This is a genomic window from Burkholderia sp. YIM B11467 (genome assembly GCF_052952715.1).
Window position 1 is genome coordinate 110,339 of sequence record NZ_JBQVSQ010000015.1, and the last position, 24,661, is coordinate 134,999.

Consider the following 24,661-nt stretch of genomic DNA (forward strand, 5'->3'; position numbering starts at 1 on the left):
GCCGGGCCGGGCGTCCTGCCCGGCCGCGCTCGGGGCGCTTATCGAGTCAAGCCTAGATATCCGCTTCGACGTCGTTGCCCTTTTCCTCGAGCCAGCCGCGCCGCGCGGCTGCCTCGCCCTTGCCCATCAACATCGTCATCCGCGCGACGGTCGCCTCGTAGTCGAGCTCGCCGAGCTTCACGGGCATCAGGCGGCGCGTGTCGGGGTTCATCGTCGTGTCCCACAGCTGCTCGGCGCTCATTTCGCCGAGACCCTTGAAGCGGCTGATGCTCCATTGGGTCTCGCGCACGCCGTCCTTGCGCAGCTTGTCGAGGATCGCTTCCAGTTCGCCGTCGTCGAGCGCATAGAGCTTCTGCGCGGCCTTCTTGCCGCGCGCCGGCGCGTCGACGCGGAACAGCGGCGGTCGTGCGACGCACACGTGGCCGCGCTCGATCAGTTGCGGGAAATGCTTGAAGAACAGCGTGAGCAGCAGCACCTGGATGTGCGAGCCGTCGACGTCCGCGTCCGACAGGATGCAGATCTTGCCGTAGCGCAGGTTCGACAGGTCGACGCTGTCGTCCGGGCTGTGCGGATCGACGCCGATCGCGACCGAGATGTCGTGCACCTCGTTGTTCGCGAACAGCCGGTCGCGCTCGGTTTCCCACGTGTTCAGCACCTTGCCGCGCAGCGGCAGGATCGCCTGGTATTCCTTGTCGCGGCCCATCTTCGCGGAGCCGCCCGCCGAGTCGCCCTCGACGAGGAACAGCTCATTGCGCGCGATGTCCTCGGTCTCGCAGTCGGTCAGCTTGCCGGGCAGCACCGCGACGCCCGAGCTCTTGCGTTTCTCAACCTTCTGGCCGGCGCGCGTGCGCGCCTGCGCCTGCTTGATCACGAGTTCGGCGAGCTTCTTGCCGTGCTCGACGTGCTGGTTCAGCCACAGTTCGAGCGCGGGGCGCGAGAACGACGACACGAGCTTCACCGCGTCGCGGCTGTTCAGGCGTTCCTTGATCTGCCCCTGGAACTGCGGATCGAGCACCTTCGCGGACAGCACGAACGACACACGGGCGAACACGTCTTCCGCGAGCAGCTTCACGCCCTTCGGCTGCAGGTTGTGCAGCTCGACGAAGCTCTTCACGGCCTGGTACAGGCCATCGCGCAGGCCCGACTCGTGCGTGCCGCCGGCCGGCGTCGGGATCAGGTTCACGTACGACTCGCGCACGAGCGAGCCTTCCTCGCTCCATGCGACGACCCACGATGCGCCCTCGCCTTCGGCGAAGGTATCGTCACCCGAGCGCGAATCGGCGAAACGCTCGCCCTCGAACAGCGGGATCAGCAGTTCGCTGCCGTTCATTTCGTCGAGCAGGTAGCCGCGCAGGCCGTCCTCGTATTTCCAGGTCTGGCGCTCGCCCGTCTTTTCGTTGACGAGCACGACCTCGACACCCGGCAGCAGCACGGCCTTCGAGCGCAGCAGGCGCTGCAGCTCGCCGAGCGGCAAATTCGGCGAATCGAAATACTTCGGATTCGGCCAGACCTGCACGCGCGTGCCGGATTTCTTCTCGCCGCGGCCCGCGCCTTGCGTCGTGAGCGGCTTCACCACATCGCCGTCGGCGAAGCCGAGCTCGGCGATCTTGCCTTCGCGCCAGACCGTCACGTCGAGGCGCGTCGCAAGCGCGTTCGTCACCGACACGCCGACGCCGTGCAGGCCGCCCGAGAACGTGTAGGCGCCGCCCGCGGCCTTGTCGAACTTGCCGCCCGCGTGCAGACGCGTGAACACGATCTCGACGACCGGCACGCCTTCCTCGGGATGCATGCCGAACGGGATGCCGCGGCCGTCGTCGTCGACCGATACCGACTGGTCGGCGTGCAGCGTGACGACGATCTGCTTGCCGTAACCGCCGAGCGCCTCGTCGGACGCGTTGTCGATGACTTCCTGGATGATGTGAAGCGGATTCTCGGTACGGGTGTACATGCCGGGCCGCTGCTTGACCGGCTCGAGACCCTTGAGCACCTTGATCGATGCTTCGCTATAGGCCGCGCTGGGTTTCTTCGTTGACATAGGCGCTGAATTTCGTCATTCATCGGGACGTTGTCCACACCTCGTGTGGATAACGTCGTGGACAAAACGTTGAGTTCCGTAAAAAAGCGAATCGAAACAACGGTGTGCTTGGACTGCTCCGAAAGCGGGCGCGCGGCATGCGCTGCGCGGCCCGGGACGCGCGGTATTCTACTGGTTCCGCGTGGCGCGCCAATCGCGAGATGGGTGCACGGCCGCCGCCGGCCGCGCGACGCGTCACGCCGGCTTGCGCTTCGCCTCGAGCGTTTCCCACCGTTCGAGCGCCTCGAGCAATTCGTCGTCGATCGCCGCGAACCGCTCGGTCAGGCGCGTGCCTTCCTGCGGATCCTTCGCAAAAATCGAACCGTCCTCGAGCTGTGCATTGATCGTCTTCTGCTCCTCTTCGAGCGAAGCGATCTTCTCCGGCAGCGAATCCAGTTCGCGCTGCTCGTTGAACGACAGCTTCACCGTGCGCTGCGCGTTGCGGCCCGCGGCGCTCTTCGCCGGCTCGTCCTTGACGGGCGCCGCTTCCTTGACCGCGCGCTTCGCGGCTTCCTGCTGCGCGAGTTGCTGCGAGCGCTCGCTCTGGATCTGCCAGTCGGAGAAACCGCCGACATATTCGCGCCACTTGCCGTCGCCTTCTGCCGCGATCACCGACGTCACGACGTTGTCGAGGAACGCGCGATCGTGGCTGACGAGCAGCACCGTGCCGTCGTAGTCGGCCAGCAGCTCTTCGAGCAGTTCGAGCGTCGGGATGTCGAGGTCGTTGGTCGGTTCGTCAAGCACCAGCACGTTGGCCGGGCGCGCGAACAGGCGCGCGAGCAGCAGCCGGTTGCGCTCGCCGCCCGACAGCGACTTCACCGGTGAGCGCGCGCGTTCCGGCGCGAACAGGAAATCGCCGAGATAGCTCATCACGTGCTTGCGCACGCCGCCGATCTCGACCCATTCGCTGCCGGGGCTGATGGTATCCGCGAGGCTCTTCTCCTGGTCGAGCTGCGCACGCATCTGGTCGAAATACGCGACCTGCAGGTTCGTGCCGGTGCGCACCGTGCCTTCGTCAGGCTTCAGATCGCCGAGAATCAGCTTGAGCAGCGTGGTCTTGCCCGCGCCGTTCGGGCCGACGAAGCCGATCTTGTCGCCGCGCATCACCGTTGTCGAGAAGCAGTCGACGACCGTGCGGCCGCCGTAGCGCTTCGTCACGTCGGTCAGTTCCGCGACGATCTTGCCGGACTTCTCGCCCTGCGCGACGTCGAGCCTCACGTTGCCCTGCGAGTTGCGGCGCTCCGCGCGCTCGTGACGCATCTGCTCGAGCCGCGCGATGCGGCCGACGCTGCGCGTGCGGCGCGCTTCGACGCCCTTGCGGATCCACACTTCTTCCTGCGCGAGCAGCTTGTCGAACTTGTCGTTTTCCACGCGCTCGACTTCGAGTTGCTGCGCCTTGCGCGTCTGGTACGCGGAGAAATTGCCCGGGTACGACAGCAGCCGTCCACGATCGAGCTCGACGATGCGCGTCGCGACGCGGTCGAGGAACGCACGATCGTGGGTAATGAACAGCAGGCCCGCGCGCTGCGCGACGAGCAATTCTTCCAGCCAGCGGATGCCGTCGAAGTCGAGGTGGTTGGTCGGTTCGTCGAGCAGCAGCACGTCGGGCTGCAGCACCAGCGCACGCGCCAGCGCGACGCGCTTCTGCATCCCGCCCGACAGTGCGTCGACGCTCGCGTCGCCGTCCGTCAGACCGATCTGCGCGAGCGTCATCGACACGCGCGTACGCCAGCTCCACGCGTCGTGCGCGTCGAGCGACGACTGCAGTGCATTCATCCGCGCGAGCAGCGCATCGTGCTCGGTGCCTTCGGGCGTGTCCGCGAGGCGATGCGCGATCGAATCGTATTCCTCGAGCAGTTCGCGCGTGTGCGCGAGCCCCGACGCGACCGCGTCGAATACCGTCGCGCCCGGCTCGAATTCGGGCTCCTGCGGCACATAGACGGTCACGAGTTCCTGCTGGCGCGTGACCAGCCCGTCGTCGGGCTTCGCAAGGTCAGCGACGATCTTCAGCAGCGACGACTTGCCCGCGCCGTTGCGGCCGATCAGGCCGACGCGCTCGCCTGCTTCCAGCGAGAAATCCGCGTGATCGAGCAACGCGACGTGACCGAACGCGAGCTGCGCGCCGGTAATGGAGTAGAGCGACATGGGGAGACGGCGGAGAGAGGAATCGGAAGCGCCCATTGTACCGGTCGCGGACGCCGCCACCGGCATGGCCGGATGGATAATGCCGCAAGATCGGCCGCGACGGCCGGTGGGCGGCCGCCGCGCGCGGGTCGCAGGCACCCGGCAGCGGGCGGGCGCATCCCTGTTGCAGGGATGGCCGGGACGCCCGCGCGGGTGTGACCGCTTATTTGACGTTGACGCTGATGGTCTGGCTCAGTTCGGGGCCGTACGACCGATGTGCGCCGTCGCCGAGCTGCAGCGTCAGCGTGTGCTGGCCCGGCGGCAGCTTGATGTCGGTTTCGGTCTGTGCCTTGCCGAAGTGCAGTGAACGTTCGCTCGCGGGAATCACGTCGCCCTTCGGGATCGGCCGGCCGTCGATCAGCAAGTGGTGATGGCCGGTGTTCGGCGTCATGTCGCCGGCCGGCCGAAGCTCCATGCCTTCCAGACCGAACTTCACGTGCACCGGGTTCGACACCGTCGCGCCGTCCGCCGGCTCGACGAAAAACACGCGCGCTTCGGCCCGCGCGACCGTCGACACGGCCATCGCCGCCACGCACATCGCACCCGCGATCCACTTTCTGTTCAGCATCGCATTCTCCTTATGATTGGACAGCCCGGGAAGGATACACCGCACACACGGCATGCGTGTTTCGGTTGCCTTGTTCGCGATGCGTACGTTTAAAACGACGTTGCGCAGGCGTTCGGCGAAATTCCGGTACCATTGCGCCTTTCGTCCGCCGGCGAGGCTGCGGACGGCATCACCTAGTTTCCAATATCCCGAGCACCACATGAGTGAAGTCACCGAATACCAGAGCTGGGTCTGCCTGATTTGCGGGTGGGTCTACAACGAAGCGGAAGGGCTGCCCGACGAGGGCATCGCAGCCGGCACCCGTTTCGCCGACATTCCCGCCGACTGGCGGTGCCCGCTGTGCGACGTGGGCAAGGAAGATTTCGTCGTCGTCGATTTCTGATCGCGGCTGACCGCGCGACAAGCGCGTCGGCGCGCATTCCGCCCGCCGATGCGCCACGCGTTTGTTATACTCTGCGCGCTGTCCACATCGCCGTCCGGTTCGCGATTTTTCGCGCGATCATCCGGGCATGGCTCTCCCCGTAGTTCAGGGGATGGAATGATAAGCGGAAGCCTTGCCCCGCAAGCCTCCACTACAATGCTGTAGCAATTTTGTAGCAACAATACGAACCGACCGGGGCCGCCAGCCAAGCAAACCATTCCGCTTGGCAACCGTGCGCGATATCCTATAAGATATAGAAATTCTGGTAATGGCCTTCCTTGAACTTCACCCGGACGCAAAGGCAAATCTTCGAGAGCTGGCCAAGACCGAGCGTGAGTTCGTGGCCAAGTTGCTGGCCCTTATTCAGCAGCTCAACTGTGACGCAGAACTGCGCGACCGCCTGCTGATGCACGGCTATGGTCAATCTGAAATTGACGTTGTTAACGTTAAGAAGTGGCTCCGACTCTTCAACAAGGAACAGAAAGACCTTTGGCGGTTCAAGCCCCTTGGCCTTGGCCAGGTCGGGCTAGGCCATCGGGTGTTCTACGCCTATCATTGGCGCAGCCGATGTTTCCATGTCTTGGCCATCGTGCCCCGAAAACTGGTAGATTATGATTCCCCCGCTCATCCTTTCGCTCAACGTATTCGGCGGGCTTACGACAGCCTGTAACGATGTCGATCGATTCGCGAGCTACGGCGCGAAGACGTACGTGCTTGGCGAATCGGCTGAGCTGTGCGCGCAATCCTCGAGTGTTGATGACTTCATCGCGGAACTCGAGCAAGACTTCGGCGAAGACTTTTTAGCTGACGGCCGAAAGTGGGTCGCAGACTCCTTCTACACGGACGAACCCCGCTCCATTGCAAAGCTTCGGCTGAGCAAGGGATGGTCACAAGGTCAACTGGCCCAAAAAGTTGGCACTACTCAGGCTCAAATATCCAAGATTGAACGCGGCGTTCAAAATGTCGGGATCGATACCATTGAGCAACTGGCGATCGCATTAGAAGTAGAACCGACCGAAGTGTTCAGACTGATATTCGCTCAACGCACGGTAGCTGGATAAGATGTCACATAGCTCAGATCGTCGACTGCATGTTCTTTGGGCGGACAATATTCAAAGCGGCCCCAACGGGAAAGTCGACTTGTTCGGCGTGTACGGTGTAGAGATGCGCCTTCCGGAGCCGACAACAATCTCGCAAATGTACGCATTTGTCGAGGTGTCAACGCCAGTCGATCGGCCATTTCAATCCATCAGCTTATTGGTCCAGGCTGATGATGAAGAGATGGTTAATTTTAATGTCCCGGCTACGGTAATCGCCCAGGCGAAAGAATCATCTGGTGAAGGCGCTGGTGGCGAAGTGCATCCCGGCGTAATGGACGTCCGCACGGCACTCCGGATCGGACTTCCAATTTCCGGAGTCAAGGTGACCGGTCGCCGCTTCCTAATGGTCCGGGCCACTACCGAAGAAGGCTCAATGGTGGGCGAGTCTCTCATGATCAGCGTCGCGCAATCGGCACGAGCTGACAATGTGCGCGAGTAGTTCAGGGGATGGAAGATAAGCGCAAGGCTTATCCAGCAAGGCCCTCTCCCCGTGCTGTAGCAAATCTGTAGCACATAAAAATGCCCGCACGCAGCGGGCATTTTTGCTTCGCAACGTCAATTCCCTGCGCTCCAGTTGCAAAGCACATTTGTATCTCGGATGATTCAAGGTCTTGAGTGGATGCACGCGACTCACACGATTCGTAGTCTCCGCTCATGTTACGAAGACGCGGATTTAGCATCGCGCCCACAATCACAATGCGACCAAAGCCACCTGACAGCGAATCCTTCGGAATCTTCTTATCCGGTAAGATTAGAGTGATTACCTGACGTCATGGCGTAAACGGAAAGTTTTGCGAATTTTTTCAACCTCGACGCACGCCTTGGCTTTATTTCGATGAGCCCAAAATGACACTTCCAAACGGACCTGACGATTCCGAGTCCCCTCCCATGATGCGGATCGGTCCTACTCACGTGTACAGATATACAGCACCACCGTCCTCCGAGGAGCCCGATTACCCATTGTTTATCCAGCTCAGCGCGGCCCCCGCGTTCCGATGCCGCGCTCAGGGAGTCCAACTCAAGTGCGAACATTGTGGAAACGTACTGGTGGACGGATATGAGCCCAGGCGTTTGATCGCAATAGACATCCAGTGTTACTCGTGCAAGAGAATAACGAGAACTCCATCATGGCCCGACGAGGAGTCTCTTCCTATTCCGTTGCTCACGGTCGGTCGCAATGGAAGCCACGGGGTCGTTACGGTCGACATGACGATGGGGGCGCTAGCGTTCACTTGCGACCAAGAAATTGACCGTGTACGCGCTCTCACTGGAGCAGAGCGAATTCCGCAGCCAGCGCCGTTTCCCCTAGATACGGAGTCACTGGACGCTCTCGCGGAAGAACTCGACCGGCTCACCGCGCAATCCTTCAAACCCGCGATAGCGTCCGTTCAGCGAGCGGCACAAGCAGGAAACCACAACTTCGTCCAGTGCCCACCCGCGTGGGCAATTGTGCGCTTGAAGGAGCGGTTGAAGGCCGGCGAAATTGGTGGTGTAGAGGACAACCACGCATTGGGATATCTGCAACTAGTGCGTCAAATTTGTGCTCGATGGATCCACCATCCTCTTTTTTCCGTCATCGGAAAATCGTTATGCAACGAATTCAACCATGCAATGACCATGCTGAGCATTGCAAGTTACCTAGCTGATCACGGGAACGCAATAGGGATTACTGCCCCGATTCACGAGGGACAGTCGCCCGACCTCTACATCAATACCACGGTAAACGACCGCTTATCCATTGAGGTTAAAGCGCCGAAAGCGCTGTTTTGGCCGTCTGCCGCCCCATCAAAAGATGATATCGAAAGATGCATCAGAAAAGAACTCAACGGAGCACGCGATCAACTCACCGGGTCCGCCGGCGGGCTTGTGGTCATCGGTTGCAGTCATCCCGATCCTGCAGTCGGGCAGGCATTCACAGAATGTATTCGGGAAATCATGGAGGGAAAACGGCACGTTTCATCACGCATAGCAGCGGTCGGCGGTGTTTCTTTTACAAACACCCTGGATAACGGCTCAACGGATGATCGACCGATTTTGCGACATTGGTTCGACGTATCTGTCCAAGCGAATCCACGATTCGAAGGCCCGAACCCTGTCAATTCAACATCGAGTCCGCATCAGGCACCTTTCGAGGGCTATGTCCGTCCGGCGCATGACTAATGTCCAGCGAAAGTCCAGACGCATGGTGTGAAAGTAATAGCGCGATAATTCGGCTAGGAGCGGGCTCACGGCGTCTCAACGCGCCTGCAATTCGTCTTGACCGCTTGCCCGAAGGGCCGTGGTCGGCAAAGACAGCTTGCTAAATCACGGTGTTCATATATGTGCACACTGGCCGCCCCCAATTATTGAGACTTGACGGCTCCATCTTACCGCGAGATAAACTGTATATTCATACAGTATTTTTGCGCACATCATGATTCTGCCCCCATTCGATCCGCCACAGTTCGACACGATGTCGAAGTGGTGGCACAAGTGCACGTATGCCGACGTCCACCGGCTGATCCTCGAAGTGCTACACCTGCGAATCACGCTGCGGGAGATGGGCACCCTCACCGGCAACGCTACTCGTATGATCGCCTACCTCGATCGGGCCGACGAATTGCAATACGCAGCGCCATTGCGCCGCCTGTCGAACAAGATCGACCGAGAGATCACACGTGCTGGCCCTATGGGCAACCCACGCCCCCCCCATTGCACCGTTCTCCGACGAGTGGAGCGCACGCGAAGCCATGAAATGCCGGCTCCATGACACTCCAGACGAGCCAGATCCCGGCTCCGACAAGGCGACGAAGTTGCCCGAGTTCCAACGCCTGACATGGGAAGAGTTACGGGAAGCGTGGAGCGCAGCCAACTTCAGGAAAAATCGTTCACTGACGCTCGAACAACGCTTCGTCCTGGAAGTCGTGCATGTCCGCCGAACACTGCCGACTCATGGAGAAAATGGTCTGCGCGGCCGAGCTGGAATTGAAGAAGAATGGCTATCCCGACTCGTTCGCGCTCGACCAGCTCCGCCGCATGATTGACGGCGCTCGCTTCGATTGATAGCAGTTGACTGAGTGCGAGATAGCCAACGGCCGACCCCTCTCACGGAAATGGTAAATTCATACGAAAATCACACCTACGAGAGAACATATGGCCCGAGCCATGATCTGCGTCGGCGACACGACGACGCATGGCGGCCGCGTGCTGGAGGGCAGCGCGACTGCGACCATTGACGGGAAACCCATTGCAGGCGTCGGGCACAAGGTACTTTGCCCGCAGTGCAAGGGAGTCTTTCCGATCCTGCCCGCGACGGGGCGGCGGTATCCACACACATTTGACGGGCGAGAAACCGCCATCGAGGGCATGAAGACCGCGTGCGGGGCGACACTGATCGCTTCGCAGTCTTCCGCCACGCTCGACGACGTCGGATCTGGCGAAGCGACGACTGGCGGCGCAGTCGCTGCCGTCGCAGCATCTGCAGCAGCGCTTGCCCCCTCGCCCACGCTCTGCCTCGAATGCCTGAAAGCTGCGGCCGAGAACGCCGCGACGATGATCGCGCGCGGGTAGCACATGACCGAAAATTCGATCGAAGCTTTTTTCTTCAAGCGGCAACAGCAGTTGACCATGCGGGTGCATCTCTATGCGCTTGTCGACGGCCTTCTTTACGCCGACGCGGCCAATGGGGCAGCCCCTCAACGATCTAGGTCGGCCATAGCTGTATTCGACGGCACGCAGGACGCGTCACTCGCCGACGCTGGACCGTGGCTTTTTGCCTACGACGCTACGGCCGGCAATACCCGGCGAACTCTCTCCACAATGGCCAGCAGCTCCACCGGCGTGTCCTGGCTGATCAGCGCATATCCGATCGAATCACTCGCTGACGAGCTGCGCAGCCGCCTCGACGTACGCTTGCCGGACGGGAGCACGGCCCTGCTCCGCTTCTACGATGCCCGCATCATGACCGACATGGCGTCGCTGATGGAATTCACGCAGCGCATGCAGTTCTTCGTCTCGACATTCGACTGGCTCGTCGAAATGAATGGAAAACTGAAGGGAGTACACCCGCATGCTTGAGCTGACGAGCGAACAGGTTGCCGGACTTGCCGAGATCGACGCACGCGGATACGTCGAACGCACCCGACAGGATCTCGTCAAAGCGGATCCAAAGTTGGCCGACGACGGCACCCTACCCACGCGCCTTTGGAACGCATACATCGCTGCTCGACGGCTCGGCATTCAGTCCGATGAGAACGTCGCGGCGTTTCTTCGGATCGAGGCATACGCTCCGAAGTTTTACGAGAGGCCTGCGACGCGCGCGTGGCTGACTCGGCCCGGACGCTCGGCCGACGAACGTTTTCACGATTACCTACGCGTCATGCAATGGCGTATCGAACATCAGGACGACAAGGGAGGGGCTGAGCATGGGGGGATTGTTGGTGCCGGCGATCGAAGCGGCGATAGTGGAACTTGGACCAGTCTTGGCTCGCGCTGGAACCGCCTTATTGGGCGGGGCCGCAGTGGCCGGGACGGCTAGTCTGTCGGGAGACACATCGAAAGACGCAAGTAAGGCAGAGCCTGCCGTCCGTGCTATACCGCGCACCGGAGAGAGCTGCAAGAAGTGCCCACCGGAGGCGGGGGGCATGCAGCGCCGCAACTGGAGCATGAGTGACAACTCCCGAGAGTACCAAGGGCGAATTACGGGCTTCCCCTATAGCGTTGAAGAGGCCTGGAGCATGGAGTGGGTCTGGCAGCGCGACTTCGACGGCTTTCGACCGGAAAGCTGTTTGTTGATAGAAGCGAAGGCAAAGTACGATCAGTTCTTGGATAAGGCCAATGTACCGTACACCAAGACCTTTGATGAAATGGAGGAGCAGGCTGCAGGTCAGGCCGCGGTTGTAGAGGATCATCCTCCTGCGAGGTTGAAATGGTATTTTCAAACGGAGCGGACTTGGAACTACATGAGATCGCCGCTTATCCGTCTTAACGTCGAATCAGTATGGGTGCCGTGACAAACATGGAAATAGTTACGCAATTTCGTAGCCCTACCGACTTCGCCCAGCTTGGCGATTTTGCGGCTCATCTTGTCCGTCTATGGCCGGTGGTTGAGGCCATGTCACGCGAGGACGAACGCTTAGGGCAATGGTGGCTGAAGGCGGACACCGAAGAAGAAGCCCGTCTATATCCCATGTATGAAGCGCCCGGCATACCTTCGACAGCCGTTTTGGCGGTGTTGGCGCAACGGTACGAAAAGAAGATGGACCTTCCTAAAGTATTTGGCTTCTGGAATGGTCGGATGGACGCGGCCGACAGCGCGAGGCTGAAGTTAGCCATCGATGCGAAGAGGCGGCCCAGCGAGGTAGAAATTGGGCTACCGGCACAGAGCGCAGTCTCGGCGGCCGAGCGCAGCTATGAGGGTGTGGCGAAGATAGTGTCCGCGATGGTCTCGGTTTATGACCCGATGTATGTCTCTGTTTCGCCACGCGAGTATTTTCCCCGGCAGGTGTTTGATGACAAGCCGGGCGTTGGCTGGATGCTGTATCTCCCGAAGCTCCTCACGGTACAGCAAGTCCCGGAAGCACGCGAATTGATTCCAGTTCCTGAAGCCGGTCGGAAGCAGACCGGGACGATCATTGTGAGCGTCCCAGATGCCGTTTTTTCAGTGGACAACTCCGAACACGTCGAGGTTGCCAACCGTATCGAGATTCGGCTCGTCGACCAGGACCTTCTGCCCAAATTCGCTGACCTGTAAGCACGATGCCGGCGCGAGAGTCCGCGCCGGCATCGTCGGTTAGAACAGCCCCACAGGCTGCGCAGCGTCGTCCCAACTGAAGATGATCAACTCGCTTCGCTCGACGCCCTTCCCACCACCGACCGTGTATTGAATCGGCACGGTCTCGATATGAAATCCGTCGAACACGCGCCGAATGTCGGGATGATCGTTGAGGCTCACGATCGCGTGCCCCTTGATCGACCGCAGACGCTGCGCCATCTTCTCGTACTCCGAGAACGGAAACGCCACGCCGTACCCCTCCGTCTCGTAATACGGCGGGTCCAAGTAGAACAGCGTATGCGGCCGGTCATATCGATCGATACAGGCCACCCAATCTAGACGCTCCACGAACGTATTCGCCAAACGTAGGTGTGCCGCAGACAGTTCCTCCTCGATGCGCAGCAGGTTCAAGGCCCGGCGGGGTTGTCGTCGCCGTGCCGAATATTTGCCCTTCAAGCTTTCTGCCAAAGCAACTTTTCTGCAGGTAGTAGAAACGTGCAGCACGCTGGATATCGGTGGGCGTTTCCGGGACCGTCTGCTTGAGACAAGCGAACACCTGCCGACTAGTCAACGCCCATTTGAACTGCCGCACAAACTCCTCGTCGTACCGTGAAACGGCCGACTGATCAAGGCCGAGGTGCTCGGCGATCTGCTGTTGAGCCGGCATGAATATGCCCCCTATGCAGACTCGCCAGTAGAGAAAAAGCAGGTCTGCAGCCCCGCGTGTCGGCCGCCTCTCAGGGTCTCCGCTGCCCGCACGGACCCAACACCAACAAAGCCGTCGTGAATGGGGCACTTTGTAGCCCGTGCTAGGATCTTCACACCCGGCAAGCGGGCATAACAACGAGGAAGACCTATGAGCTTCATTCATTCGAGAGAGCATCTCAACGAGGGCGACGTCGTCGTAGTCAATTGCGACTACCAATGCAACGTCATGCTGACAACAGATAGCAATTTCCAGCGCTATCGATCCGGACAACGCTTCGAGTATTTCGGCGGGAATTTTAAGAGGTTGCCCGCTCGAATCGCCGCGCCCTCAACGGGCTATTGGAATATCACGATCGACCTCGGCGGAGGTAGCGCCAACATTCGCTACTCCATCAACGTCGTGAAGAACAGCTAATTCGCCAACTGCCTGCTGCCGGGCACCCTCAAGTGCGTTAGCGACGTGCTTGAGGGTTCCATCCGTACGGTAGATCTGACTCGTCACCCCATCACCACATCCAGTGTTCCGTCAAGCGGCCCAAATCAACTTCCCCGAGTCATCACGAATTTCGACACGCATAGCTCGCACCGACGTTAGAAACCGATGTGGACCCACGCATACATACTTGAAAAGTACGGCCCTCGCATGACGCTTGCGCAACTTGCTCAGATACTGTTGATGTCCGAATGGACGATTCGAAACCAGATCAGCGCCGTGACGTTTCCGATCGCAACGTACAACGAGGGCGGCGGACGATTCGCCGCGTACGATGCAGTTGCCGACTACCTCGACGAAAAGTCGGCACAGGCCAGAAAGCTAGCGGCGCAACTACTTTGCAGGGCCGGTCGATCTCGCCGGCTCTGCTGCAATTGCGGTATCGACTTTCGCGGCGGACCCATCACGCTTTTCGATTGCGGCCTTTGCTCCCTCGGGAAGAGTCTTATAGTATCCGGCGATACGCTGCGGCTGCGCGATCTGCTGATCCACAATCACGTTTAGCATCTCGAACAGTACGATGGCCGTCTCCGGCGTCTCGTCGAGATTAATTTCCAAGGGATGGACAGCGTTGTTCCCAATCACGCGGCAGTAGTCGAGAGCCTGCTGTACGAACACAGGCAAGCCTTTCTGGACCAACGCACCGATGTCATCGTTAATATTCTTGCCCTTCTGCCCCAGCTCGACGAGCAACTTTTGTAGACATAGCCGCAGCAACGCACCTGCAGCCTTGGGTGAGCGAGCAAAGATCTCTCGCGCCTCATCATAGTCTCCACGCGCAGCAGCGGGGAACAATTCATGTGCTGGCGCTACAGTTGCAACCGATGGTACTAGCAGTTTGTCCTGATACCAGTACGAAACTCCACTGCAGTGGCCGCAGGAACACACATCCCAATCCTTGTTCTGCGACAAGGCGATTGTCGTCTTCCCCAAGTACCAGAAAAAGCTTGACCAGTGCTGTACCGCGTACACTCCGCAGTGCAAGCAATTGAACTCGTCGCCCCGGTAAACCGCTGGATAATGCTTTCCCATTGTGACCTCTTCGCTTCTGTTATTCGGTCGTCACTTCGGGCGTCGTGCTCGGCCCGAGTATCTACCGCCCTTTCTGCACCCCCTTTCAGGTGACAAGTTAGTGTACCGCTTCAGATTGCGCCAATCTTTGTGGCCAGTTACAGCGACCACCTCCGGGATGTTCCACCCATCCTCAAACGGCGCGCTCGTCGCCTAATGTCGAAGGTCGAAGGTCGAGCAACCGCAGATCATCGATCCCCTTGTCGATACCGCCTTCGATCTCGCGCGCTCATGCTTCAGCCGCGCCCTTGGTTCGAAATGTCTTTGCTATACTCTGTCCCCGCTGGCGGACTTGAGCCCGCCAGCTGTCGCCGATCTTGAGGATCGAAGCCATGAAATTCCCCGTTTGTGGACTGAAGCAATGCGTCATCCACATACGCTGCTACAGGGTCGATTTGTAGCAAGCGGGGCGTTAAACTATGCTTCACAGCCTGTCACTCCGCGTCATGCGCGAGCAGGTAGAAATCCCGGAAACGCACACGGGACAAGACTAAGAGCCTGATTCACAAGGGTTCGTCCTCCCCGCTCAAACTATCCGCCCCCCGTAGTTCAATGGATAGAACAAGCGCCTCCTAAGCGCTAGATACAGGTTCGATTCCTGTCGGGGGGACCAGAAATTCTCCATCGCTTCACCCACTCCCCCACGATCCGCTACCGCGCCGGCGGCAACCACAAGCGCGTGACGTCGAAGCAGATCGGGAAGCGCAAGCATCCAACGTCGACATCCACAATCAAGCCACCGAACCCCGCGAACCCCACGCCCCGTTCAACAAGAATCACGGATTGATTGACTCTGCGCAGCGATGCGAGATACACTTCGCGCCGCGGGGTGGAGCAGTCTGGCAGCTCGTCGGGCTCATAACCCGAAGGTCGTAGGTTCAAATCCTACCCCCGCAACCAATACCGAAGCCCGCTCTGCGAAAGCAAGCGGGCTTTTTGCTGTCTGGGGCCCTGCACGCGTGCACCGTCGCGCACGAGAAGCGCGTGACACCAGCTACGACATGCGACACACAATCGCACCTCACCCGATCACCCCGAACCAGCGCCGCACATTGCGTAGAATTCCGAACCTTCTTCAGCATACGGATTCAGACAATGATTCGAGCGATCGCGGCACTGGCCGCGCTTTCCGCCATGACGGGCACGGCGAACGCCGCCGATGCCGGCACCGCACCCGCCAAGCAGCGCTATGTCAGCCCCGGCATCGCCAACGTCACGGGTGCAGCCGCACCGCGCCCGGAAAACGCATCCTCTGATGCACGCTGCAGGGAACTGGCCGCCGGCATCGATGCGGTAACGCATACCCCCGACCGCGGTCAGAAGGTCGTGCGCGGGATCGGCCCGGACGGCAAACCGCGCAATGAACTGCGCGCTTACGACAAGCGGGCCGACCTCGAAGCCGCGCATCAACAGCTCGGCTGCCGATAACGCACGTCACGCCGCCCGGCCGCATCACGCTGCCGGGCATCGGCCATCACGCATTCGCGCCGCCATCGATCGTCAACCCGGTCCCGTTGATCGACCGCCCTTCCGGCCCGACGACGAACGCCACGAGCGCCGCCACGTCATCTGCCTTGCCGTACTGCGGGATCGCCATCCGCGAACGCTGCGCACTTGCATGGTCGCCGTCGGCCGGATTCATGTCGGTATCCGTCGAACCCGGATGCACGATATTGACCGTGATGCCGCGAGAACCGAGATCGCGCGCGAGCCCCTGCGTCCAGCCGATCAGCGCGGCCTTGCTCGCCGCATAGAGGCTCATCCCCGCATCGGGCACGCGCGTCGCAAGGCAACTGCCGGTCGACACGATGCGCCCGCCCGCCCCGAGATGCCGCGCCGCCGCCTGCGACGCGACGATCACCGCGCGCACGTTCACGTCCAGCGTCGCGTCGATATCGTCGAGCGTCATCGTTTCCAGCGTCCCGGCGCGGAAAATCCCCGCGTTGTTGACCAGGATGTCGAGACCGCCGAGCGCCTCCGCGGCTCGATCGACCGCGGCGCGCACGGCAACCGGATCGGCGCTGTCGGCCTGGATCGCAACCGCGCGACGGCCCAGCGCCTCGATGCCGGCAACGACCGCCTGCGCCCGCTCGGCCGATTTTTCATAAGTGATCGCGACGTCCGCACCGTCGGCCGCCAGCCGTTTCGCAATGGCCGCGCCGATGCCGCGGCTGCCGCCCGTGATGAGTGCACGCTTGCCCTGAAGTCGATTCATGTTCGTTCCTTTCCTCATTTATGTAACGGTCGACACAGAATGTGGCAAGTTGCGCGGCACAGTCAATTGATTTATTTTATCGATCGATACAGATATCGACGAAGGATTGGATGCCATGGCTGAACGGGGCCGACCGAGAAGCTTCGACAAGGAAGCGGCGCTGGATCGCGCGATGGAGGTGTTCTGGCGCCTCGGCTACGAGGGTGCGTCGATGGCGGACCTGACGGCCGCGATGGGCATTGCGTCACCGAGCCTGTATGCGGCGTTCGGCAGCAAGGAAACGCTGTTCCGGCAGGCGCTCGAGCACTACCGCGCTACGGAGGGACGGGAAATCTGGGATGGTGTCGAACAGGCCGGCAGCGCGCACGACGCCGTGCGGAACTACCTGATGGATACCGCGCGCGTGTTCACGCGGCGCTCGAAGCCGGCCGGCTGCCTGATCGTGCTGTCGGCGCTGCATCCGGCCGAGCGTTCCGATACCGTCCGGCAAACGCTAATCGCGATGCGCGAGCGCACGGTCGACGCGCTGCGGGAACGCCTCCGGCAAGGCGTCGCAACCGGCGAGATCGCGGCGCATGCGAACCTCGACGCGATCGCGCGGTACTACGTGACAGTTCAGCAGGGAATGTCGATTCAGGCGCGCGACGGCGCGAACCGTCGCGATCTGGAGGCCATCGCGCAGGCCGCGCTGGCCGCGTGGCCTGCGCTCGTCGGCGCAAGCGGCGCGTAGCAGCCAGACGCCGCCGCGCGCGGCCGCGCCGGCACGTTACTGCTTCGCTGCGTGCTGCACGTCCTTCGACGCGTGCCACACGCGATAGCGCACCTCGAAGCCCTCAGGCACATAGACGACGAGCGGCAGGCGGCTGTTGTAGCGCAGCAGCTGGCCGTCACCGCGCACCTGCACGAAGCGTTGCTGCGGCGCCTGGCCCGGGCACGCCATCAGCGTCGACGCGGGACCCTTCACGTCGGTGAGCTGGTAGTACGTATAACCCCACCCCTTCACATCCTCGGCGGTCAGCTCGCCACCGAACCACTGCTGGTTGCAGTCGGTCTGCAGCGTCTTGCCGATCATCAGCTCGACACGCGCATCGCCTTCGTTCTCGAGCGCGGGCAGCGCGATCACGACGCGCTGCTGGCCGGTCGCTGCTTGCGGAAACATCTTGATCGACTCGGCCGGCACGGCGGGCGCTGACGCCGGCCCGGCCGCATACGCTGCGGCAGTCGTTACGCAGAAGGCGGCCAGCACGGCCCGGATCGCGAATTTCATCGATGTGCTCCTGAAAAACAAATGAGCCCCGGATGCTAACACTTTCGCATCAGGACCTTACGGCGCTGTAATTTGACGACACAATTCCGAACAGCCGGCAATCCCCTTGCGCGGTACTTATAGGGGAACCAACGGAGAACATCATGCTGAAGCTCATCACCGCCGCCGGAGTCGCGACCCTGCTGGCCGGCTGCGTCGTCGCTCCCGACGCCGGATACGGCTACGGGCAGCCCTACTATTCCAGCCCGGGCTACGCGTACGGCCCGTCGCCCGTGTACGGCACGGTCAACATCTGGGGTGGTGGCGGCGGACGCGATTGGGATCGCGGCCGGCGCGACTACCACCACTGGGACAGCGATCGCGGCAATCGCGGCGGCAACGGATGGCACGGCGGCGGACGCGGCGGCGACTGGAACGATGGCGGCGGTCGCGGCGACGGTGGTGGCGGTCATCGCCACTGACGTGCAATTGCAACCGTTTGTATCCACGCACGGCCCGCCGATGGCCGATGCATCACGCAAACAAACGGACGGCCGCGCAAACGACAAAGGCCCTCGCACGAAGCGAGGGCCTTTTGTTGTCCGGTCAGGCGAAGCGAACTCCGATTGGTGCCGGGCGTCCGGCACCGAACCCGCTCAAGCGTCGCGCGCTCGCCTGCTTACCAGCCGGCCGGTTGCGCGTAGCCGCCCGACACCGGCGCACCGCACACATACGCGCGCTGGTAGCGGTCGTAGCAATAGTTCGGGCCGTCGTCCTGGTACTGCGCCTGCTGGTAGGTCGGATAGGCAGGCTGCTGGTACGCGGGCGCCTGGTAGTACGTCGGCGGCTGATAGGCCGGTGCCTGGTACGCGGGTGCCTGATACGCGACGGGCGGATTCATCGCGGACGTCACGATCGCGCCCAGCACCGCGCCGCCGATCAATGCGCCGATGACGGCGCCGCCGTCGTGGCCATGCGCGGACGCCGGGCCCGCCACGGCGAGCGAACCGGCGAGAACACACACTGCGGCAATCTTTTTCATGATGGACTCCCACGCGAAGTGGTACTGGATGCGATGCATTGTGGCGGCACGCGGCCGTAATAGATGCAGCAAGTGGTAACGCGCCATTACGCGTGTCACGCACGCCGAAACGTGGCGTCGCCGTGCTACGATTTTCGGCACACAGGAGACGCCTTCATGCAGCCCGAAACCGCCCGCCGTTTCGATACCGAATTCGCGCCGCGCATCGCGCAGGCCATCGCCGCCTTCTTCGCCGATCACGTGCTGACCGACGTCGTCCCGTACGGCGGGCACGGGCACCCGACACGCGTGCAGATCCGCAGCGCGCCGCACGAGCACGTGAGCGGCTTCGTGCATCCGCTGAATCTCGAGCTGACCTGGGACACCGACGAAATCGAGCGGCTGATGGAATCGGACGGCCTGCAGCGCTTCGAGCATTACCTGGCCGCACTGCCGAAAAAGCTGGGCGCATGGCAGGGCGCACGCGACATCGATCTCGCGTCGCGCACGCAGGCCGACCCGCTCGTGCGGCTCGGCGGCCTCGACTTCGAAGGCTGAGTGTCCGCGCCGGCCGGCAACCGGGCGTGCCGGCGTCGCGCATTGCGGCCCGGTGATACACTCGACCGGCCCCGTCCCGGCGCAGCCGCACCGGCCGGGCCGTTCATCGCCGCCTCCACCCTTCCGCATGGTTGCGCACGCAACCGGCAACCGGGCGTGCGGACAACCACGCTTTCGTTCCCGCCATGAACGCCGATACCGGCCTGCCGCTTCCGCAACGCTACTGGGCGATCGTCTGCGTCGCCCTGGGCATCACGCTTGCCGTGCTCGACGGCGCCATCGCGAACGTCGCGCTGCCGACGATCGCGCGCGACCTGCACGCGTCCGACGCCGCATCGATCTGGATCGTCAACGCGTACCAGCTCGCGGTCACGATCACGCTGCTGCCGCTCGCGTCGCTCGGCGAGCGCATCGGCTATCGCCGCATCTACATCGCCGGGCTCGCGCTGTTCACTGCGGCGTCGCTCGGCTGCGCGCTCGCCGGCTCACTGCCGATGCTGGCCGTGATGCGCGTGATCCAGGGGTTCGGCGCGGCCGGCATCATGAGCGTCAACGCGGCGCTCGTGCGGATGATCTACCCGTCGTCGATGCTCGGGCGCGGGCTGTCGATCAACGCGATGGTGGTCGCGCTGTCGTCGGCGATCGGGCCGACGGTCGCGTCCGCGATCCTGTCGTTTGCTTCGTGGCCGTGGCTGTTCGCGGTCAATGTGCCGATCGGCATCGCCGCGGTACTCGGCAGCCTGCGCGCGCTGCCGGCCAACCCGCTGCACGACGCGCCGTACGATTTCCCGAGCGCGCTGATGAACGCGTGCGTGTTCGGCCTGCTGATCACGGCGGTCGACGGGCTCGGCCACGGCGAAGGCCATGCGTACGTCGCGGCCGAGCTGGGCATCGCGTTCGTCGTCGGTTATTTCTTCGTGAAGCGCCAGCTGTCGCAGCCGGCGCCGCTGCTGCCCGTCGACCTGATGCGCATCCCGATGTTCGCACTGTCGATCTATACGTCGATGGCATCGTTCACGTCGCAGATGCTCGCGTTCGTCGCGCTGCCGTTCTGGCTGCAGAACTCGCTCGGCTTCTCGCAGGTCGAGACGGGCCTCTACATGACGCCGTGGCCGCTCGTGATCGTGTTTGCCGCGCCGCTCGCGGGCGTGCTGTCGGACCGCTATTCGGCCGGCATCCTCGGCGGGATCGGGCTCGCGCTGTTCGCGGCCGGGCTGCTGTCGCTCGCGACGATCGGCGCGCACCCGGGCACCGTCGACATCGTGTGGCGCATGGCGCTGTGCGGCGCGGGCTTCGGGCTGTTCCAGTCGCCGAACAACCGCGCGATGTTGTCGTCCGCGCCGCGCGAGCGCAGCGGTGGCGCCGGCGGCATGCTGAGCACCGCGCGGCTGACCGGCCAGACGCTCGGCGCCGCGCTCGTCGCGCTGATTTTCGGACTCGCGCCCGATCGCGGGCCGACGATCGCGCTTTATGTCGCCACGGCATTCGCGGCGGTGGCCGCCGTCGTGAGCATGCTGCGCATCACATCGCCGCGGCCGGACACCGCAACCTGACGCCGCCTTGCGCCGCACGTCATGCGGCGTCGAGCGCGTCCATCACGAAGCGCACGCGCGCCTTCACGTTCACGCACGGCAACTCGATCAGCCGATAGCCGTATGACGTGTAGCACTCGACCATCGCGTCATAGGTGCGCACGGCTTCCGCGAAATCCTGCCGGCGCTCGGTGTCCTGCGCATAGATGTCGGGCCACGGCGGCGCGATGAACACGCGTCGGTGATAGCGGAAACGGCGGGCCGCGGCTTCCGCGTGCGCGGGCACCGCCAGCCCGGTCAGCCGCAGGTAGCCGACCACGTCCGGCACGCCGCGGTCGAAGAACACCGGCCCGCGCGCGTGCCGCGCGAGATGGTACGAGCGCATCTCCCAACTCAGCATCAGTTCGGCGAACGCGGCCGGGTCGCGCCACGGCAGCGCGTGGCCGTCGACGGCCATCTGGTCGCGGATCACGCCTCGCCCGGCCTCCTGCGAGCGCGCGAAACCGGCACGCTCGAGCGCGTCGAGCAACGTGCTCTTTCCCGAACCCGGGCCGCCCGTCACGACGAAGAAACGGCCGGTTGCGTCGTCGGCCGCGTCGTCCCCGGCACCGGCCCGCTGCGCGGACTCACACATGCGCGGCCCGCCTGCCCGCACGCCGCGTGACCGACGCGGCCGCCGCGACGCTGCGCAAGTCGGCGACGAACGTATCGCGCCAGACCGACAGGTCGTTCTCGCGCAGCCGCGCGAGATTCTCCTCGTGACGCGCCTGCCGCTCCGCGAGCGGCATCGACAGCGCGCGTTCGAGCGCCTCGGCCATCTGAGACAGGTCGTACGGATTGACGAGCAGCGCGCCGGTCAGCTCGGCCGCCGCGCCCGCGAACTCCGACAGCACGAGCACGCCCGGATCGGCCGGATCCTGCGACGCGACATACTCCTTCGCGACCAGATTCATCCCGTCGCGCAACGGCGTCACGAAGCCCACCTGCGACATCCTGAAGAATGCCATCAGCAGGTTGCGTTCGTACTTGCGGTTCAGATACTGGATCGGCGTCCAGTCGAGTTGCGAAAAGCGGCCGTTGATGCGGCCGGCCTCGCCTTCGAGCGTTTCGCGAATGTCCTGGTAGGTCTTCACGTCGGAGCGGGTCGGCGGCGCGATCTGCACGAGCGACACGCGCCCCTGCCAGCCCGGTGCGTTCGCGAGCATCCGCTCGAACGACTGGAAGCGCTCGACGAGCCCCTTCGAATAGTCGAGACGGTCGACGCTCATCACGAGCTTGCGGCCGTCGAGCGCCTCGCGCAGCATCTTCACCGGCTTGCGCGTGCCGTATTGGACGGCCACCTGCGCGATCGCATCGGGATGCACGCCGATCGGATAGGCGGCAACCTTCACGACGCGGCCGTGTGCATGCAGCATCCCGTCGTCGCTCGCCGCGCCGATCCCGCGCCGCTCGATGTAGTCGGTGAACGCCTGCTTGTCGGTCTCGGTCTGGAAGCCCGCGACGTCGTACGCGCACATGAACTTCACGAGTTCCTCGTGCGGCGGCACGAGGCGCAGCATGTCCGGCGACGGAAACGGGATGTGCAGGAAGAAGCCGATCGGGTTCTTCACGCCGAGTTCGCGCAGGTAATGCGCGAACGGCAGCAGGTGGTAGTCGTGCACCCAGATCAGGTCGTCGGGCCGCAGCAGCGCGGCGAGCTGCTTCGCGAGCATCGCGTTCACGCGCAGATAACCCGCGTATTCCTGCCGGTCGAAGCGTGCAAGGTCGCCGCGGTAATGGAACACCGGCCACAGCGTCGCGTTCGAGAAACCGCGGTAGTACTGGTCGTAATCGCGCCGGGTCAGCCCGACCGTCGCGTACGTGACGTTGCCGTCCCGCTGGATCGCCGGTTCGGCGTCGGGCGCACCGACGATCTCGCCATTCCAGCCGAACCAGACGCCGCCGGTTTCCTTCAGCGCGTCCATCACGCCGACGGCGAGGCCGCCCGCGCTGGGGCGCGTGTCCTCTCCGGCCGCGACCCGGTTCGATACCACGATCAATCTGCTCATCCGGCTTCCCCTCCTCGATTCGATTGACTGGCGCGCGACGCACGCCAACGCTGATGCAGCGGCCCGAGGGCAGCCGCGCGGCGATTCAGATCTGAGAAATGCAGTGAAATGCGACGGCGGAATGCGACGACGACGGGATCAAGCGTCCTGCTCCTGACCCAGGTCGCGTTGATAGCCGAGCCCTTCCGGGCGGGCGCCGCCCTGGTTGTGATCGCCGTCGGACGGCGACTCGCCGGGCGCGCCGGCAGGCGGTGCGGTTGGCGCGTCGGTCTGCGGACGCGCACGGTCGGCCTCCGCGTCGGGCGACCGGGGTGACGACCGTTTCGAACGGCGCATGGCTGGGTGTCTCATATTCGGTGCGGCTCGAGGCCGTCGTAGAAACATTCCATAACAAAACAGTCTAGGTCGGTTCCTCGCACGCCGAGGTAACAATTGCCTTCAATTTGTAACGTTTCGACCCTTCGTCAGCCATCTGCCCGAGAATAGCGCCGCGCGCCCGCGCGACAAGCCGTTCGGCGATTTGTCAAAGCTTTGCATTTTTCCTATGACAATTGCGAAACAATGACGCGGCATGGAGGCGCGCATGCGTCGCCGCTCACCCAGACAGGACTTTTACTCAGGGATGAACATTCGTTTCGAATCGACGCGCCGGGCCATGCCGGCGCGCGTCGTGCTGGCCGCGATCGCCACGGCCGCACTGTTGTCCGGCTGTAACTCGCTGTACAGCGAAGGCGCGACAGCCGGCGCCGGTATCGCGGGCGCCGCGATCGCTTCCAAGGTCACTAACAACGCCGCCGTCGCGACGGGCATCGGCCTCGGCGCCGTCGCCGGCGCACGGGCGGGCGTCCAGTACTCGCAGCGCGTCGCGCATCGCTACACGCAGGAACAGATCGCGAAGGCGGCCGGCCCGCTCGACGTCGGCGGGGTCGCGCCGTGGTCGACGCACCACTCGTTCCCGATCGAGGACGACGAGCAGGGTCGCGTGACGGTCAGCCGGATGATCAGCATCGGCCCGCTCGACTGCAAGGAAATCGTGTTCGCGGTCGACACGCCCGCGAAGCCCGACAAGGCCGCGCAAGCGGCGTTCTACGTCGCCACTATCTGCCGCGACGGCCCCGTGTGGAAATGGGCGTCGGCCGAACCCGCGACCGAACGCTGGGGCGCGCTGCAATGAGCGTCGCGATCCGTATCGCGGCGATCGGCGCGCTGTGCGCGGCGGCGGCTTCGCTGTCGGGCTGCGGGTCGGTCGGCGCGGCGAGCGGTGCGCTTGCCGGCGCGGCGACGGGGCTCGTTACCGCGAACCCGGCGGTCGGCGTCGGCGTCGGGATTGCCGTGCAGGCCGCGACCGACGAGGCCGTCAACCGCACGATGAAGCAGCTCCATCAGAACCAGCAGGACGCAATCGCGAAGGTGGCCGGTGGCCTGGCCGTCGGCGAAGTGAAACCGTGGAAGGTGAAGAACACGCTGCCGCTGGAAAACGGCGAGGGCGAAGTGCGCGTCACGCGCGCGTATTCGTCGGCGCTCGCGCTGTGCAAGGAATTCGCGTTCTCGGTGAAGGACGGCGACAAGGCCGACTGGTATTTCGCGAATGCATGCCAGCAAGGCATGCACTGGAAGTGGGCGTCGGCCGAACCGGCCGTGGACCGCTGGGGCAACCTGCAGTAACGGCG

At 63.0% G+C, this 24,661-nt stretch carries 30 protein-coding genes, 2 tRNA genes and 2 pseudogenes; 23 read left to right on the forward strand and 11 right to left on the reverse strand.

Features of this window, described 5'->3' with window-relative positions; genetic code table 11:
• Positions 1–52: 52 nt before the first annotated feature.
• From ACTRWB_RS34385 to ACTRWB_RS34395, 3 genes are all read right to left on the reverse strand, one after another.
• The gene (locus ACTRWB_RS34385; RefSeq protein WP_129512683.1) at positions 53–2,035 is read right to left on the reverse strand and encodes a DNA topoisomerase IV subunit B; all 1,983 of its coding nucleotides are present in this window, start codon (positions 2,033–2,035) and stop codon (positions 53–55) included.
• A gap of 234 nt (positions 2,036–2,269) precedes the next feature.
• Positions 2,270–4,219 (reverse strand): ATP-binding cassette domain-containing protein, encoded by a 1,950-nt coding sequence (locus ACTRWB_RS34390; RefSeq protein ID WP_446904491.1) that lies wholly within the window; start codon positions 4,217–4,219, stop codon positions 2,270–2,272.
• Between the two features lie 202 nt (positions 4,220–4,421).
• On the reverse strand, positions 4,422–4,826 hold the full coding sequence (locus ACTRWB_RS34395) for a DUF4399 domain-containing protein (RefSeq protein WP_193098819.1): 405 nt from the start codon (positions 4,824–4,826) through the stop codon (positions 4,422–4,424).
• A gap of 199 nt (positions 4,827–5,025) precedes the next feature.
• Between ACTRWB_RS34395 and ACTRWB_RS34400 the strand changes: the two genes are divergently transcribed.
• The 12 genes from ACTRWB_RS34400 to ACTRWB_RS34455 all read left to right on the forward strand — a co-directional run bounded on the left by ACTRWB_RS34400 (position 5,026) and on the right by ACTRWB_RS34455 (position 12,078).
• Positions 5,026–5,208, forward strand: coding sequence for a rubredoxin (locus tag ACTRWB_RS34400; protein WP_034190709.1), 183 nt, complete (start codon positions 5,026–5,028; stop codon positions 5,206–5,208).
• 307 nt (positions 5,209–5,515) lie between these two features.
• Positions 5,516–5,917 (forward strand): hypothetical protein, encoded by a 402-nt coding sequence (locus tag ACTRWB_RS34405; protein ID WP_446904492.1) that lies wholly within the window; start codon positions 5,516–5,518, stop codon positions 5,915–5,917.
• Positions 5,859–6,308, forward strand: a complete 450-nt coding sequence (locus ACTRWB_RS34410; RefSeq protein WP_446904493.1) for a helix-turn-helix domain-containing protein — start codon at positions 5,859–5,861, stop codon at positions 6,306–6,308. The genes ACTRWB_RS34405 and ACTRWB_RS34410 overlap by 59 nt, the downstream gene beginning before the upstream one ends.
• 1 nt (position 6,309) lies before the next feature.
• The gene (locus ACTRWB_RS34415; RefSeq protein WP_446904494.1) at positions 6,310–6,786 is read left to right on the forward strand and encodes a hypothetical protein; all 477 of its coding nucleotides are present in this window, start codon (positions 6,310–6,312) and stop codon (positions 6,784–6,786) included.
• A gap of 767 nt (positions 6,787–7,553) precedes the next feature.
• Positions 7,554–8,507 (forward strand): hypothetical protein, encoded by a 954-nt coding sequence (locus tag ACTRWB_RS34420; RefSeq protein ID WP_446904495.1) that lies wholly within the window; start codon positions 7,554–7,556, stop codon positions 8,505–8,507.
• 253 nt (positions 8,508–8,760) lie between these two features.
• Entirely contained in the window at positions 8,761–9,096 is a 336-nt protein-coding gene (locus ACTRWB_RS34425) for a hypothetical protein (RefSeq protein ID WP_446904496.1), read from the forward strand.
• Positions 9,097–9,254: 158 nt separating this feature from the next.
• On the forward strand, positions 9,255–9,389 hold the full coding sequence (locus ACTRWB_RS34430; RefSeq protein WP_446904497.1) for a hypothetical protein: 135 nt from the start codon (positions 9,255–9,257) through the stop codon (positions 9,387–9,389).
• Between the two features lie 90 nt (positions 9,390–9,479).
• The gene (locus ACTRWB_RS34435) at positions 9,480–9,896 is read left to right on the forward strand and encodes a PAAR domain-containing protein (protein ID WP_446904498.1); all 417 of its coding nucleotides are present in this window, start codon (positions 9,480–9,482) and stop codon (positions 9,894–9,896) included.
• Between the two features lie 3 nt (positions 9,897–9,899).
• Positions 9,900–10,403: a DUF4123 domain-containing protein gene (locus ACTRWB_RS34440; protein WP_446904499.1), complete on the forward strand. Its 504-nt coding sequence runs from the start codon at positions 9,900–9,902 to the stop codon at positions 10,401–10,403.
• Positions 10,396–10,863, forward strand: a complete 468-nt coding sequence (locus ACTRWB_RS34445; RefSeq protein ID WP_446904500.1) for a hypothetical protein — start codon at positions 10,396–10,398, stop codon at positions 10,861–10,863. The genes ACTRWB_RS34440 and ACTRWB_RS34445 overlap by 8 nt, the downstream gene beginning before the upstream one ends.
• 106 nt (positions 10,864–10,969) lie before the next feature.
• On the forward strand, positions 10,970–11,338 hold the full coding sequence (locus ACTRWB_RS34450) for a Tox-REase-5 domain-containing protein (protein WP_446904501.1): 369 nt from the start codon (positions 10,970–10,972) through the stop codon (positions 11,336–11,338).
• Between the two features lie 5 nt (positions 11,339–11,343).
• Positions 11,344–12,078 (forward strand): immunity 52 family protein, encoded by a 735-nt coding sequence (locus ACTRWB_RS34455; protein WP_446904502.1) that lies wholly within the window; start codon positions 11,344–11,346, stop codon positions 12,076–12,078.
• Positions 12,079–12,117: 39 nt separating this feature from the next.
• On the opposite strand, the pseudogene ACTRWB_RS34460 reads toward ACTRWB_RS34455, so the two are convergent.
• Positions 12,118–12,715 (reverse strand): annotated as a pseudogene (locus tag ACTRWB_RS34460) (DNA adenine methylase); the annotation flags it as partial.
• 240 nt (positions 12,716–12,955) lie between these two features.
• Between ACTRWB_RS34460 and ACTRWB_RS34465 the strand changes: the two are divergent.
• Positions 12,956–13,222 (forward strand): DUF1883 domain-containing protein, encoded by a 267-nt coding sequence (locus ACTRWB_RS34465; protein WP_446904503.1) that lies wholly within the window; start codon positions 12,956–12,958, stop codon positions 13,220–13,222.
• 186 nt (positions 13,223–13,408) lie between these two features.
• Positions 13,409–13,630, forward strand: a pseudogene (locus tag ACTRWB_RS34470) (hypothetical protein); the annotation flags it as partial.
• A 3-nt stretch (positions 13,631–13,633) separates the two neighbouring features.
• Here the strand turns inward: ACTRWB_RS34470 and ACTRWB_RS34475 are convergent.
• The gene (locus ACTRWB_RS34475) at positions 13,634–14,212 is read right to left on the reverse strand and encodes a DUF4145 domain-containing protein (protein WP_446904519.1); all 579 of its coding nucleotides are present in this window, start codon (positions 14,210–14,212) and stop codon (positions 13,634–13,636) included.
• Positions 14,213–14,909: 697 nt separating this feature from the next.
• Between ACTRWB_RS34475 and ACTRWB_RS34480 the strand changes: the two genes are divergently transcribed.
• The 3 genes from ACTRWB_RS34480 (at position 14,910) to ACTRWB_RS34490 (ending at position 15,799) form a co-directional block, all read left to right on the forward strand.
• A tRNA-Arg gene (locus tag ACTRWB_RS34480) sits at positions 14,910–14,984 on the forward strand.
• A 210-nt stretch (positions 14,985–15,194) separates the two neighbouring features.
• Positions 15,195–15,271: transfer RNA gene (locus ACTRWB_RS34485), tRNA-Met, on the forward strand.
• 195 nt (positions 15,272–15,466) lie between these two features.
• Positions 15,467–15,799, forward strand: coding sequence for a hypothetical protein (locus ACTRWB_RS34490; protein ID WP_446904504.1), 333 nt, complete (start codon positions 15,467–15,469; stop codon positions 15,797–15,799).
• Between the two features lie 46 nt (positions 15,800–15,845).
• On the opposite strand, the gene ACTRWB_RS34495 is transcribed toward ACTRWB_RS34490, so the two are convergent.
• Positions 15,846–16,586 (reverse strand): SDR family NAD(P)-dependent oxidoreductase, encoded by a 741-nt coding sequence (locus ACTRWB_RS34495; RefSeq protein ID WP_446904505.1) that lies wholly within the window; start codon positions 16,584–16,586, stop codon positions 15,846–15,848.
• A gap of 115 nt (positions 16,587–16,701) precedes the next feature.
• On the opposite strand from ACTRWB_RS34495, the gene ACTRWB_RS34500 reads away from it, so the two are divergent.
• Complete coding sequence (locus ACTRWB_RS34500; RefSeq protein ID WP_048249205.1) at positions 16,702–17,316, forward strand: TetR/AcrR family transcriptional regulator; 615 nt, start codon at positions 16,702–16,704, stop codon at positions 17,314–17,316.
• A gap of 36 nt (positions 17,317–17,352) precedes the next feature.
• On the opposite strand, the gene eco is transcribed toward ACTRWB_RS34500, so the two are convergent.
• Entirely contained in the window at positions 17,353–17,853 is a 501-nt protein-coding gene (gene eco, locus ACTRWB_RS34505) for a serine protease inhibitor ecotin (protein ID WP_193098824.1), read from the reverse strand.
• A gap of 143 nt (positions 17,854–17,996) precedes the next feature.
• Between eco and ACTRWB_RS34510 the strand changes: the two genes are divergently transcribed.
• Positions 17,997–18,314 (forward strand): hypothetical protein, encoded by a 318-nt coding sequence (locus tag ACTRWB_RS34510; RefSeq protein ID WP_446904506.1) that lies wholly within the window; start codon positions 17,997–17,999, stop codon positions 18,312–18,314.
• 197 nt (positions 18,315–18,511) lie between these two features.
• Here the strand turns inward: ACTRWB_RS34510 and ACTRWB_RS34515 are convergent, their stop codons facing one another.
• On the reverse strand, positions 18,512–18,913 hold the full coding sequence (locus ACTRWB_RS34515) for a hypothetical protein (protein WP_129512691.1): 402 nt from the start codon (positions 18,911–18,913) through the stop codon (positions 18,512–18,514).
• A 117-nt stretch (positions 18,914–19,030) separates the two neighbouring features.
• On the opposite strand from ACTRWB_RS34515, the gene ACTRWB_RS34520 reads away from it, so the two are divergent.
• Positions 19,031–19,411, forward strand: coding sequence for a DUF5594 family protein (locus tag ACTRWB_RS34520; protein ID WP_446904507.1), 381 nt, complete (start codon positions 19,031–19,033; stop codon positions 19,409–19,411).
• A 185-nt stretch (positions 19,412–19,596) separates the two neighbouring features.
• Positions 19,597–20,964 (forward strand): MFS transporter, encoded by a 1,368-nt coding sequence (locus tag ACTRWB_RS34525; RefSeq protein ID WP_129512693.1) that lies wholly within the window; start codon positions 19,597–19,599, stop codon positions 20,962–20,964.
• Positions 20,965–20,983: 19 nt separating this feature from the next.
• Here ACTRWB_RS34525 and ACTRWB_RS34530 read toward each other — a convergent pair whose 3' ends face one another.
• From ACTRWB_RS34530 to ACTRWB_RS34540, 3 genes are all read right to left on the reverse strand, one after another.
• Positions 20,984–21,577, reverse strand: a complete 594-nt coding sequence (locus ACTRWB_RS34530; RefSeq protein ID WP_446904508.1) for an AAA family ATPase — start codon at positions 21,575–21,577, stop codon at positions 20,984–20,986.
• Positions 21,570–22,991: an alpha,alpha-trehalose-phosphate synthase (UDP-forming) gene (gene otsA / locus ACTRWB_RS34535; RefSeq protein ID WP_343493644.1), complete on the reverse strand. Its 1,422-nt coding sequence runs from the start codon at positions 22,989–22,991 to the stop codon at positions 21,570–21,572. The genes ACTRWB_RS34530 and otsA overlap by 8 nt, the downstream gene beginning before the upstream one ends.
• Before the next feature lie 138 nt (positions 22,992–23,129).
• Entirely contained in the window at positions 23,130–23,327 is a 198-nt protein-coding gene (locus tag ACTRWB_RS34540; RefSeq protein ID WP_446904509.1) for a hypothetical protein, read from the reverse strand.
• Positions 23,328–23,613: 286 nt separating this feature from the next.
• On the opposite strand from ACTRWB_RS34540, the gene ACTRWB_RS34545 reads away from it, so the two are divergent.
• On the forward strand, positions 23,614–24,165 hold the full coding sequence (locus tag ACTRWB_RS34545; RefSeq protein WP_048249196.1) for a hypothetical protein: 552 nt from the start codon (positions 23,614–23,616) through the stop codon (positions 24,163–24,165).
• Positions 24,162–24,656: a hypothetical protein gene (locus ACTRWB_RS34550; protein ID WP_129512697.1), complete on the forward strand. Its 495-nt coding sequence runs from the start codon at positions 24,162–24,164 to the stop codon at positions 24,654–24,656. The genes ACTRWB_RS34545 and ACTRWB_RS34550 overlap by 4 nt, the downstream gene beginning before the upstream one ends.
• The last annotated feature ends 5 nt before the right edge of the window (positions 24,657–24,661 follow it).